13 protein-coding genes are annotated in these 12,570 nt (G+C 50.5%); 2 read left to right on the top strand and 11 right to left on the bottom strand.

Going from position 1 to position 12,570, the window contains the following annotated elements:
• Positions 1 to 199: 199 nt before the first annotated feature.
• Genes mlaA through ccmA form a run of 10 tightly spaced genes read right to left on the bottom strand, consistent with a single transcriptional unit; the run spans position 200 to position 8,046 of the window.
• Complete coding sequence (gene mlaA, locus JK223_RS06790; RefSeq protein ID WP_212713445.1) at positions 200 to 1,048, bottom strand: phospholipid-binding lipoprotein MlaA; 849 nt, start codon at positions 1,046 to 1,048, stop codon at positions 200 to 202.
• Positions 1,049 to 1,081: 33 nt separating this feature from the next.
• Positions 1,082 to 2,293, bottom strand: coding sequence for a c-type cytochrome biogenesis protein CcmI (gene ccmI, locus JK223_RS06785; RefSeq protein WP_212713444.1), 1,212 nt, complete (start codon positions 2,291 to 2,293; stop codon positions 1,082 to 1,084).
• Complete coding sequence (locus tag JK223_RS06780) at positions 2,290 to 2,748, bottom strand: cytochrome c-type biogenesis protein (protein WP_212713443.1); 459 nt, start codon at positions 2,746 to 2,748, stop codon at positions 2,290 to 2,292. The genes ccmI and JK223_RS06780 overlap by 4 nt, the downstream gene beginning before the upstream one ends.
• Before the next feature lie 3 nt (positions 2,749 to 2,751).
• A complete protein-coding gene (locus JK223_RS06775) occupies positions 2,752 to 3,309 on the bottom strand; it encodes a DsbE family thiol:disulfide interchange protein (protein WP_212713442.1) in 558 nt (185 codons plus the stop codon).
• Positions 3,309 to 5,270, bottom strand: coding sequence for a heme lyase CcmF/NrfE family subunit (locus tag JK223_RS06770; RefSeq protein WP_212713441.1), 1,962 nt, complete (start codon positions 5,268 to 5,270; stop codon positions 3,309 to 3,311). The genes JK223_RS06775 and JK223_RS06770 overlap by 1 nt, the downstream gene beginning before the upstream one ends.
• A complete protein-coding gene (ccmE, locus tag JK223_RS06765) occupies positions 5,267 to 5,758 on the bottom strand; it encodes a cytochrome c maturation protein CcmE (RefSeq protein ID WP_212713440.1) in 492 nt (163 codons plus the stop codon). Before ccmE ends, JK223_RS06770 begins: the two co-directional genes overlap by 4 nt.
• Positions 5,755 to 5,985: a heme exporter protein CcmD gene (ccmD, locus tag JK223_RS06760; protein ID WP_212713439.1), complete on the bottom strand. Its 231-nt coding sequence runs from the start codon at positions 5,983 to 5,985 to the stop codon at positions 5,755 to 5,757. The genes ccmE and ccmD overlap by 4 nt, the downstream gene beginning before the upstream one ends.
• Positions 5,982 to 6,722 (bottom strand): heme ABC transporter permease, encoded by a 741-nt coding sequence (locus JK223_RS06755; RefSeq protein WP_212713461.1) that lies wholly within the window; start codon positions 6,720 to 6,722, stop codon positions 5,982 to 5,984. Before JK223_RS06755 ends, ccmD begins: the two co-directional genes overlap by 4 nt.
• Positions 6,723 to 6,769: 47 nt before the next feature.
• Positions 6,770 to 7,429, bottom strand: a complete 660-nt coding sequence (gene ccmB, locus JK223_RS06750; RefSeq protein ID WP_212713438.1) for a heme exporter protein CcmB — start codon at positions 7,427 to 7,429, stop codon at positions 6,770 to 6,772.
• Entirely contained in the window at positions 7,420 to 8,046 is a 627-nt protein-coding gene (ccmA, locus tag JK223_RS06745) for a cytochrome c biogenesis heme-transporting ATPase CcmA (RefSeq protein WP_212713437.1), read from the bottom strand. The genes ccmB and ccmA overlap by 10 nt, the downstream gene beginning before the upstream one ends.
• A gap of 460 nt (positions 8,047 to 8,506) precedes the next feature.
• Between ccmA and JK223_RS06740 the strand changes: the two genes are divergently transcribed.
• Positions 8,507 to 9,382, top strand: a complete 876-nt coding sequence (locus tag JK223_RS06740; protein ID WP_212713436.1) for a formate/nitrite transporter family protein — start codon at positions 8,507 to 8,509, stop codon at positions 9,380 to 9,382.
• A gap of 1,191 nt (positions 9,383 to 10,573) precedes the next feature.
• Positions 10,574 to 11,401 (top strand): SDR family oxidoreductase, encoded by an 828-nt coding sequence (locus tag JK223_RS06735; protein WP_212713435.1) that lies wholly within the window; start codon positions 10,574 to 10,576, stop codon positions 11,399 to 11,401.
• Positions 11,402 to 12,260: 859 nt separating this feature from the next.
• Here JK223_RS06735 and JK223_RS06730 read toward each other — a convergent pair.
• Positions 12,261 to 12,554, bottom strand: coding sequence for a hypothetical protein (locus tag JK223_RS06730; protein ID WP_212713434.1), 294 nt, complete (start codon positions 12,552 to 12,554; stop codon positions 12,261 to 12,263).
• Between the last annotated feature and the right edge of the window lie 16 nt (positions 12,555 to 12,570).

Raw genomic sequence — 12,570 nt, 5'->3', positions numbered from 1 at the left:
GGGCTGGGCTGGGCTGGGCTGGGCTGGGGATGATCGCCATTTTCAGATACTACAGGGAACATTATTCACGTCAGGTGACGGTGTCAGATGGCACAGCGGGATATTCGGGGCAACCGCCGGGGCCGCCCTTTACTGTAATGCTAAAAAAAACGGGCCTGAAATCTCAGGCCCGTCTGTCTGTAACAAGGTTTATTGCAGATTAATCAGAATCAATCTCGCTCAGATCGCCCTGAATTGCCTGAGCGTTCGGGTTAACTTCCGGTTTCAACTTACCGCCATTGGCCAGGAAGTCATACCGCTGGAAGTAAGCATTGCGGATAAAGGCATAAGGATCGCTCTGTTGTTTCAGCATGCCATCGGAATCCAGCAATTCGGCACGGGTTTCAATGCCTTCCAGCACCCATTTGCCTGCCGACATCCAGATAGTCAGAAAGCTGAGAGGCGGATACAGCGCATCGACCATATCCCCGCCGTCCTGACGCAACGTAAAGCTGCCATAACCCGGTAACTCGACATACGGGCCATAACCTACCCCGTAGTGACCCAGCGTAGTACCAAAGCCTTGCTCGTGCTCACGCGCCAGCGCAGGGTTTGCTTTACCGGCCACATCGATAAGTCCGCCCAGCCCCAGTGTTGAGTTCAGGAAGAAGCGGGTAAAGTGGATAGCCGCACGATGCACATCCCCTTCCAGCAAATAGTTCACCATGCTGGAAGGCTCATCCAGATTGCTTAATGCATTACTGATCCCGTTTCGCGCAGGTACCGGTACATAGTTCCGCCATGCAACCGCCACCGGACGTACGATATACGGGTCCAGCACGTTATAGTTCAGATTGAACATTGTACGGTTAAAACTTTCCAGCGGATCACTGCGATGTGCTGAACCGTCCCCTGCCGCCTGCGGCGCGGAGGCTTGTGCAACCGGCTGCGAAACCTGCTGTGCTTCAGGCTTTATCACCTGCTTATTTTTTTCAGTGTCCGGATGACTCCCGGCACACCCTACCAGCAGTAAACTGGCCACCCCCAGAATGGTCAGGCGGTAATGCATGCTGATCTCCCTGTGCAATGATCTGAAAGACCATCAGGGTTGCTGCTGGTTAATCTCAACAGCGACCGTCTGATGACCGTTATACGGTAATTTACCAGTCTGGCCATACCAGTCGCCCGATTGCGGATCCGCACTTCCGTCACGGGAAATCCGCACTCTCACCTGAATATTGTGCTGTGCTGATAGTAAACGTTCCTGAACCATTGCGTTACTGTCGTCCAGAGTCACAGTCAACGGAAAATGGCTCAGCGGGATGCGTTTCACTGCCACCGGGACCGGAGATACACCATCGGTCACTGAAATATACAATATTCCGTTCGGGGTTAACATTTTTTCTGCAGTCGGTGCAATCGCCACATTAAGCGTCAGTTTACTGCTCTGTTGTCCGGCATTGGTGCGAGCAAGCTCGATCCCCTGCTCTACCGCATTAGCTTCTTTGGAGTTTGCCGGCAGTAATGGCAGCATTTTTTGCCAATAACCGATCGCCGTATCGTAATTTTGCTGGGTATAGTTTACCGCCGCCAGCAAACTTAAAATGCGTAAATTATTTGGCTCGGCGGTCAGCATAGTACTGAGCATCACCTGAGCCTGGCGGTTATCCTGAGGATCCTGAGAACGCACCAATACGCTGGCATAATCCAGTTTCAGTTCATTGTTATCCGGTGCCAGTTTCAGTGCCCGCTGGAAAGCCTGACTGGAAAGCGGTGTATTATTCAGCACCATCCCCAACCGGCCCAGCATCGCCCAGTCATTAATATTGTCAGGGTGCGACTGCAGGGACGTTCTCAGCCCGACTTCAAACTCTTCCAGTTCCTGCACATTCAGCGCTTTATCCTGCGGATTCATTAACTGAGCACGTAACTTCGGATACTGTGCGTTGATCTGATCCCATGCCAGTACCTGAGCCAGTCCTCCGGTTTTCAGATACATGCCCAGGGTCACCAGTACCAGAATAATCAGCCCCGGCCAGAGCACCCAGCGGCCGGAATGACGACCGGTAACCGTCTGTTGTTGTGGAATATCCGTCAGCAGCGTTTGCTGTAACTCGATAATCATTTCCTGCTTTTCGGCAACAACACCCTGCTGCTCATCTTCATCCAGTTCATTCAGACGCTGACGGTAAAACGTTTTATTGAGCTGATCGCGCTGAGTGCTGGTGTCTTTCCCGGAACGCCAGCCACTGGTCAGAACCAGCGCACATGCCGCCAGCAAAAGTATAAAAATGCTTAACCATAACGCGCTCATAACGGCTTCCTGTCATCGTCCAGTAACGCAGCCAGTCTTTGCTGTTCAGCTTCATCAAGCTCGCTGCGCGTATTTTTTCTTCTGCTGCGTAGGATGATCAACGCAGCACCTGCAATAATAAAACACGCCGGACCGACCCAAAGAATAATGGTTGACGGGGTGACCGGCGGCTCATAGGTGACAAAGTTACCGTAGCGGGCCACCATGTAACCGATAATCTGCTGGCGGCTCTGCCCCTGTTGCAACATCTCATAAACCTTCTGCCGCATGTCTGCCGCAATCATCGCGCCGGAATCCGCAATGCTGTTGTTCTGACATTTCGGACAACGCAAAGACTCCGTCAGAGAGCGATACTGTTCTTCCTGGGCCTGTGACTTAAATTGATAAGTATCAATGGCAGCCCAGAGACTAAAGCTGGTCATCATAGCCGCCATGAAAAGTATCAGTTTTTTCATCGATTATTTCTCCGCTGACTGGCTGTACTTATTCCACAGCGGTTGGATCTGCTGCTGCCAGACCTGAGCATCCACATTCCCTGCATGGCGGTAACGGATAATGCCTTTACCGTCGATCAGGAAAGTTTCCGGCGCGCCGTACACACCCAGATCCAGTCCCAGCATGCCGTCGCCATCGTACAGACTGAGCGAATAGGGGTTACCCAGGGTATTCAGCCAGTTAACCGCCTTAACCCGATCATCTTTATAGTTCAGGCCGACGATGCGGATACCTTTTTCGGCCAGCGTATTCAGATACTGATGCTCTGCGCGACAGGTCGGGCACCAGGTTGCCCACACGTTTAATAACAGAGGTTTGCCGTTCAGTAACGCGGTCTGGTCATAGTATTTGCCGGGATTTTGCAGGGATTCCAGTTTAAACACCGGCATCGGTTTGCCCACCAACGCCGATTCCAGCAGGGTAGGATCATCCCCGTGGGCATTACGGTTGAGTTGCAAGAGTAAGGCGGCGGCCAGCAATAAAAACAATACCAGCGGGATAAACAGTATTTTCTTATTCATCAGTGCTGCTCCTCCCGGGACTGATGTTTTTTACGGGAACGGTAACGGGGATCCAGCAGGCACAGCACCCCTCCGACAGCCATAAAGACACCGCCAAACCAGATCCAGCGAACAAAAGGTTTGTAGTAAATGCGTACTGCCCAGGAACCATCACCAATCTCTTCCCCCAGCGCAGCATAGAGATCGCAGGCAAAACCACCGCTGATAGCGGCTTCGGTCATCATGGTATGCGCCACCGGGTAATAGCGTTTTTCCGCATGCAGCACAGCAACCGGCTTACCTTTATGCGTAACATCAATAATCGCCTGGCCGCCCGAATAGTTCGGACCGGTCAGACGCTGTACATCACGGAAAATAAAATGATAGTTATGAATATCGATGTTATCGCCGGGTTTCATGCGGACATCACGCTCCACACTGTATTGGGTGCTAAAGGCGATACCGATAACCGTGACCGCAACGCCCAGGTGTCCCAGCACCATGCCCCAGTGACTGCGTGACAGATGTAACAGGCCACGGAAAAAGCGGTGCCGGTGGGTAGCACGTTCATGCAACTCCATCAGCGTCAGTAAAATCACCCAGACAGACATCAGCAGACCCACCACGGCCATCGCTTCAATGCGGTCCTGCAGGATCAGCGGTAATGCTATTGAGCAGATCAGGGTGACCACCACGGCAACGAGCAGGCGTTTAACCAGTTTTTTCGGCTCATCCCGACGCCAGCGCACCAGCGGTCCTATCCCCAGCATCAGTGCAAAAGGCGCCATGATCCAGGTAAACAGGGTATTAAAGAATGGCTCACCAATAGAAATGCTGCCCAGACCAAGTTCTTTATGAACCAGAGGTAGCAGTGTACCCAGTAACACCACCAGCATGGCGGCAATCAGCAATACGTTATTCCCCAGCAGAAAGGATTCCCGTGACCAGGCCTCGTTCTGCACCCGGCTGCGCACCTGTCCGCCACGCACAGCGTAGAGCAACAGTGAACTGCCGATGACAATCACCAGGAAAATCAGAATAAAAATACCGCGGGAGGGGTCGGACGCAAAAGAGTGTACAGAAACCAGCACCCCTGAACGTACCAGGAACGTCCCGAGCAGGCTCAGTGAAAAGGCTGTGATCGCCAGCAGCACAGTCCAGGATTTAAAGGTTCCGCGTTTTTCGGTGACGGCCAGGGAGTGAATCAATGCCGTACCTGCCAGCCAGGGCATCAGCGAGGCATTTTCTACCGGATCCCAGAACCACCAGCCCCCCCAGCCAAGAACGTAGTAGGACCAGGCGGATCCCAGCACAATACCAATGGTCAGGAAGACCCAGGCGGCAGTCGTCCAGGGACGCGACCAGCGCGCCCATGCGGTATCCAGACGCCCGGTCATCAGGGAGGCAATCGCAAAAGCAAAGGCAACTGAGAAACCGACATACCCCATATAGAGTAACGGCGGATGGAAAATCAGGCCGATATCCTGAAGCATCGGGTTAAGGTCACTGCCATCGACCGGGAAATCAGGCAGAGTGCGAATGAACGGGTTGGACGTCAGGGTAATAAACAGCAGGAAGCCCAGATTAATCATGCCCATCACAGCGAGCACCCTGGCAATCGCGTCCTGCGGCATCCCCCGGCTCAGTAACGCCACGGCCAGTGTCCAGCCACTGAGCATCAGCAGCCACAACAGCAATGAGCCTTCGTGAGCGCCCCAGGTGGCCGCAATGCGATACCAGACCGGTAGCAGGGTGTTTGAGTTTTCTGCCACATAAGCCACAGAGAAATCATTCACAATGAACGCGTGCACCAGGATCAGGAAGGCCCCGGCAATACAGGCAAACATACCGTAGCTCAGCGGACGGGCCATCCCCATCAGACGACTATCGAGCCGGGCGGCACCCCATAGCGGATAGATACTCAACAGTAATGCCAGACCCAGCGCCAGACATAACAAAAAACTGCCTATTTCAGGGATCATTGTTGCTCACCTTGCATGGTCTGGATATTTAACGCCGGATCGTCAGGATTCTTTTTCATCGCATGGGTAATTTCCGGCGGCGTATACTTCGCATCGTGTTTTGCGAGTACCTGCCGGGCTTTAATCACGTTGCCATCCTCCAGCACCCCCTCGGCCACAATGCCCTGCCCTTCCCGGAAGAGATCCGGAAGAATACCCACATAGGTAACCTCAACGACCCCATTGGCGTCATAGAGTTTGAACTGTACCGCCAGAGTGTTCGGGTCACGTTTAACACTGCCCGGCAGCACGATGCCCCCGATACGTAATTGCTGACCCGGGTGGGGTTTATCCGTATGGTCGGCCCCCCGTCCGTAAAGAATTTCCCCGGGGGTATAGAACAGATCAATATTAGAACGCAGTGCATACATGACTAACCCGGTGGCCATCCCAAGCCCCACCAGAATTGCCACGACGACCATCAGGCGGCGGCGACGACGAATGTTCACAGGGAGCCTCCGGCTTTAGCAGCGGTTTTCTTTTGTCGGGCAGCACTGACCCGTCGTTCGCGGGCCTCACGCTGTCTTATCTGTTTTAGTAACAGTGTTCGTTGTACCCGTGTGTGGACGATAAGCGCAGTGAAAGCCAGCAAGGTGAAGAACACTGACAGCCAGACGTAAAAGGCATATCCGCCCATCCGGAAGAAATCAGCCCACGAAGAAAAGGCAGGAGTCATGATTTACGCCCCTTATTAGCAATGACGGAAACCCAGGGACGGTTACGCTCGGTATACAGGATTAAGGTGCGCAGGCGGATTAATGTCAGCGTGATAAAGACCAGCAGATACCCGAGGATAGACCAGCGCAGAGGTGTGCGCATCGGTTGTGCAATATCCTGCTGCAGGAAGCCGGACGACCCCTGATGTAAGGTATTCCACCACTGAACAGAATAATGAATGACAGGCAGGTTAACGACCCCGACCAGAATGAGAATTCCGGCGGCCCGTCCGGCCACACGACGATCATCGAACGCATTATACAGGGTAATAACACCCATATAAATGAAGAGCAGCACCAGCTCAGACGTCAGACGGGCATCCCATATCCACCAGGTGCCCCACATCGGTTTACCCCACGCAGAACCGGTGACCAGCGCAATAAAGGTGAAAACAGCCCCCACCGGCGCCATCGCCGCGGCAACCAGATCAGACATCTTCATCTGCCAGACCAGACCGATAAAAGCGGCAATCGCCATGGAGGCATATACCCCCATCGACCACATTGCTGCCGGCACATGAAGATACATAATCCGGTAACTGTCGCCCTGCTGATAATCTGCAGGCGCATAGCCAAAGCCCCAGATCCAGCCCAGTAACAGAGTGATTGTCGCCACCAGTGCAAACCAGGGAATAAACCTGCCGCACAGATGATAAAGCCTTTCCGGCCTTGCCAGCTGATGTAACCATTTCCACATTTTCGTATTGCTCACTAATATTTACTAAAAGCGGCACAACACGCAGCTTATTGCAGACTGATCCGTAATGCTGCGGCTGTGGCAAAAGGTGCCAGCGTAATACTGGCGATTAGCATTGCGCCTAATATGGCCAGGTAGCCCCCGATGGAGACACCCTGGCTGGCAGCATCAATGGCTGCACTTGAAAAAATCAGTACCGGGACGGCCAGCGGCAGAACCAGTAAACTTAGCAGTACCCCGCCCCGTCTTAATCCGACGGTCAGCCCGACCCCGATGGCCCCCAGAAAACTTAAAATCGGCGTTCCCAGTAGCAACGTCAGTGCCAGTCCACACCAGCCGGAAAAACTCAGTGACAGCAGCAAAGAGGCCAGTGGCGATAAAATAATTAGCGGTACACCGGTCACCAGCCAGTGTGCGATCACTTTCCCCAACACCGTCAGAGGTAACGGCGCAGGTAATAACACCAGCTGTTCCAGTGAGCCGTCCAGGAAGTCATCACGGAACAACCGTTCCAGCGCCAGTAATGACGAAAGTAAGGCGGCCACCCAGACAACTCCCGGGGCTATCCTGGCCAGTAACGCAGACTCCGGACCGATCCCCAACGGAAACAGTGTGATCACGATCAGAAAAAACCATAGCGGATTAATAAGTTCCGAACTGTTGCGAAACGCTACTTTTAATTCCCGACGAATCATACTCACCAGCATGGCGCGTGCCCTTCCGCCAGCAAGCGTATTTTCCTGACCGGTATCTCCCGGGAAGGTAAATCCTGATGCGTAGTCAGAATAACGGATCCCCCCTGCCGGGCATGCACTGAGAATTGTGACATTATTTTTTCAACCCCTGCTTTATCGATAGCCGTCAGCGGCTCATCAAGGATCCAAAGCGGAGCCTCTGTCAACCATAGCCTGGCCAGCGCTACCCTGCGCTGTTGCCCGGCGGAGAGCTGCGAGACCGGCGCATCCTCATAACCCGTAAGTTCTACTTCTTCTAATGCATGAAATATTTGCTGATGACTGCAGGCCGGGTGAAAAAAGCGCAGATTTTCCAGTGCCGAGAGAACCCCTTTAATTCCCGGCAGATGGCCCAGATAAATCATTTGCCGGTGCCAGATATCACGCTGGGCGGCTATCGGAGTGCCTTCCCAGAGAATGTCTCCGGATTCAGCACGGCTCAGACCCGACAGCAGGCGTAGTAACGAGGTTTTACCCGCACCATTCGGCCCCTCAATCTGAACAATATCGCCACGTTTCACGTTGAACGAGAGCTGCTCAAAAAGCACCCGTTCATCACGAACGCAGGTCAGGTTTTTGGCTTCCAGCATGCAGAATCTATTCGCTTTAACATTAAGAAAGCCGAACTATAGCATAAGGAAATCGGCTGCCGAATGGTGAAAATGGTCACGGTTCCATAAAAAAGCTCTGACGGACACTTTTCCGCCCAAAAAACAGACAATGATAAAATTTTGTTACGTTTATTTTTAAAACCCCGGCGGTATAACGGGAAAAACACCGATTTCTGTAACAGCTGAGTTCCTCCTCCGGTGACCGTCACAACGCCGGAAAACCCGCTGTTTTTAAGATGATTTCACACCTGCCTGGCCTGATTCTCTTTCCCTCCCGACCGTTACCCGTACTAATAAATCACATCCACCCCGCATAAAATCAACATTGAAATAACAACAGTGGCAACCTGTAAATTACCGCAAAGACTCCCCTGATTTATTGAGAAAAAAGACTAAACTTAGCGGGTACAGATCCGTTAATTTACCGCCGGAGGGCAGAATGCAGAGTCCTGAAACACAGCGTATGCGAGCCAAAGAAGTCGACAGTGATGAAAAAAGTAATGAAGATGAAATCACCACCGCCGAAGAAGAATTACCCTCCTCCGCTGTCGCTATTCATGAAACGATCCGCCAGAGCGGTGAAAAAGAGCTGGAAAGAGACAGTATGGCATTACTGCTTTCTGCGGTTACCGCCGGATTATCGATGGGGACATCCCTGCTGGTAAAAGGGTTATTACAGGTGCATACGGAAGGTATGCCTGCCAGTTTTCTGCTCGAGAACTTTGGGTATTGTGTTGGCTTTATTATCGTCATCCTCGCGCATCAGCAACTCTTCACTGAGAACACCATCACGGCCGTATTGCCGGTGATGCATAAGCCGGTAAAAGGAAATATTCTGCTACTGCTACGGCTTTGGGGGATCGTATTAGTGGGTAATTTTATCGGTACTGCGCTGATAGCACTCGCCTTTAATCATATGCCGGTTTTTGACGACACACTGCAACAGACCTTTATCCATTTGAGCGAAACGGCTGTCAGACACGATGCCCTGCAGATGTTCTGTGGTGCGCTGATCTCGGGCTGGCTGATTGCGACCATGGTATGGATGTTTCCGCACGCCGGATCCGCAAAAGTCTTTGTGATCATAATGATCACCTGGATTATGTCGCTGGCCGGGTTGTCGCATATCGTCGTCGGTTCGGTAGAAGCTTTTTACCTGGTCTTCAATGGCCATATGAGCTGGGCTGAATTTTTCTGGCCGTTTGCCCTTCCTACTCTGCTCGGTAACATTACCGGCGGAACCTTTATTTTCGCCCTGCTCAGCCATGTGCAAATCCGCAATGACATGAGTGAACTGAATAAGCAGCATAAATGATTGTCCTGCCGGGGCCGGCTTACGGCCCCGGCCTTTCTTTATGTACCGGCATCCCCCCGCCCTTCGGGCTACCGTAGTTTCCCCGTTACAATACCGCCCCGGCCTTCCAACCCGGAACCCATTGTTCCTGCCCCACTGCAGACGCGGAGATAATATCTGCTGCAGGCCGCCGGACGGTTCAGGGAAGTCACTGACGGGATTTTGCGGCGTACAGGAGAACCTTCAGCCCGTGCTTAACTGTCCGACGGTAAATTAAAGCTATCCCTCAGTTATTAAATATAAAAAATTCATCTGATACAGTCCGGTATCTCCCCCTCAATGTCATGAATACTGGCTTACGATGCGTTGAATGACTAAGCCTGACCTGCCCCCTTAAGTTAAGGGACCGGTTCGGAACAGGGATGAAAATGATCTGACAAGATCTGTGGCGTTAATGATGAATCATAGACAAAGATGATGGGTCGTAAACCGGGGATAAGAGTGTTAGCCACCGCCGGAACATTAACCTGTGAGGCAGCGGATGTGATGCAGCCTGATGGGTGTATTCGCTCTGATTAGCGCCCGCGGATATCGTATTTCCCCTCCAGGACCAGAAAGCCGTGACTCTTCAACTCGTCCAGAGAGATAGGTTCTCTGCTCACGGGAAGAAAAAAGCCATGCCCCTTAAGGAAAAGTAATATCTTAGGTTCCTCACCTGATCTCTTTACCCTGTAAAAACCTGTTTCCATAGAATGACTCTTCTGGCCCTAAAACATTAATAAAATTAACATCAATAAATTATGTTTTCTTGATCCTGATCAATATTTGCCTTCCGGACATGAAACTAAAAGTTAATTCCTTTAATAATCATCCGGATATACTTATCTCCCGCACGATAAATTGATAAGTTCTGGCGGGAAAAACACTTATTTTTAATAACTGAAACTTATTTTTACCTTAACCGCTATCCGTATCAGCCAGGAGTAAGGAAGCATCATGACACATAATAAGAATTGTCACACCCTGCAAAAAATCCGGCCAATACCCGAGAATAATCGCTCATTGCCTGAGAGTAATAATATTTTCTTCAATAAAGACAACAGGCTGCGATTAATACTCCCTGTCATCGAATGAAAAATAAAAATACCTATACTAAAATATTTACTCTGTGATAGTGTAATTTTCGTAATCATTCATTCAGGAGGTATTACGATGCATGAGATGAGAAATATTGTCATCACTGGCGGGACAAAGGGCCTGGGCTATGTTTATGCGACACATCTTTCCAAAATACCTGAGTACCGGATCATTATTACCGGAAGAAGCAAGACTCCTCCCGCAGAAATAGAGCCTCTGCTGGGACCTGCATTCCATTATCGTTGTCTGGATGTGGCGAACGAACAGGAAATCATCCCCTTCTTTCTCAATATAAAACAAGATTTCGGCCATCCTGATGTATTACTGAATAACGCGGGGGTATGGGGGCCGGTCGGAAAGTTCAATACCAATGCTATCGATGAATGGGTCGATGCATTAACGATTAATCTTTCCGGCGTGGTGAGATGTGCACATGCCGCAATAAACATTATGGAACCAGACCGGCACAGCGTTATCATTAATATGGTCAGTAACGCCGGCGCTTACCGTTGGCCTACCTGTTCCTCTTACTCAGTATCCAAGGCGGCGGTCATTAAATTTACCGAGAATATAGCCATCGAATTAAAGAAAAATAATATCTCTGTCTATTCATTCCATCCGGGCCTGGTTCACTCAACGGGGATGGTCATCGACTTATTCAGTCATCCTCCGGAAGAGCAAGGTGCGACCAGAAACGCTATGGAGTGGATTATTAAGGAGAAAGAACGCGGAAATACCGTCAGCGTTGAGGCAGGTATTCCCAATATTGAAAAGTTATGCAGCGGAAAATATGACTGTCTGAGTGGCCTTTATATGACAGAAGCCGATGATCTGGATACGATGTGCTCAGATATCAGAAAAATAAGAAAGCAAGATCTGTATCAGTTACGTATTAATAAATAATCCATCAGCTATGCACAAGACGACACCAGGGCAGTAAAGAATAAAAAAACGCTAAAAAAGATAAAACCTATTTTCACTATGTAATACATTTAATCAGCGTGCCGGGATCCCTTCCACAAACTAATATACTAACAGTTATCACCGGGAATACTCCCCGGAACACGGCTTGTCTGATTGTTAACGTTCAGTCCCGGGAATAAAAACTCCCGCCCATCCTCCTGGAATATATTAGTAAATGCCATAGTCTGTCCGCTATTTCAGGGTGCCTGACTTCATTTTGGTTACACAGTCCATGACTCACGGGAATGTTCACCCACCCTGTGATTTTATCACTCTCTGCTATCGAGGGTTCTTTGCACTAAGATAATTACTGTATAAAGGTCACGCTCCCCCTCTGATACCGGATCCTCACTTCATCCCTCAAAATCATCAATAATTATTATGTATAATTTTTTAAGGTAATCAGCTTAATTTTGACTCATTCGGCGAAATGAGCCTGTAAACCGGCCTTCGTCATTCCCGGACCGCTTGACATGCAAGACCCTTCCACAGAGAGAGCAACACATATGCCCTCCGGAACAGACAATATCACCGGCAGATAATTGAAAGTATCTGCTTGTAAAAACCTCATAGTTTACGGTAACATACAAAAACATCATCATTCCGTTCCGCCGGAAACTTTGCGTCTCCTTAGTTAAATGGATATAGTTAGCGAAATCGTTAACCTAATGATTTAACTAAATAAAACAAGAATAAATCATCTCCTGATGTACACAGATATGTACTCACCCGTCAATTTCGATGCGCTTACTCCCGACTGAAGCAAAAAAAACGAATTTATTTTTTCGGCATCTTTGAGTCACAAACTCTTCACGAAGTACGTCACCACTCCGATCACCCTGGCATCGTCCAGTGCGTCACCTTCGATTATTCCACCGTCAGTAATAAACCGGCTGGCACCCACTGTGGCGAATATCTTCTGGCCGGACACTTCCAGTAAGACGACCTTCCCCATCTTCACCCGCAGGCCCGGTTCGGCCACGGCATAACCTTCATCCGTCGGGATGATGATTGAGGATGCGGTGATCCCCATCACTGACTCAGGGGTTAACCGTGTTTCGACGTAATCTGCTGCGGGGGATGGGAAGGCCATGGCAAATCTCCAAAAG

The organism is Tatumella sp. JGM118, from assembly GCF_018257515.1.
GTDB classification, from domain to species: Bacteria; Pseudomonadota; Gammaproteobacteria; order Enterobacterales; family Enterobacteriaceae; genus Tatumella; species Tatumella terrea.
Note: the sequence above shows the minus strand (reverse complement) of the source record. Positions and strands in the feature narration are given on the sequence as shown.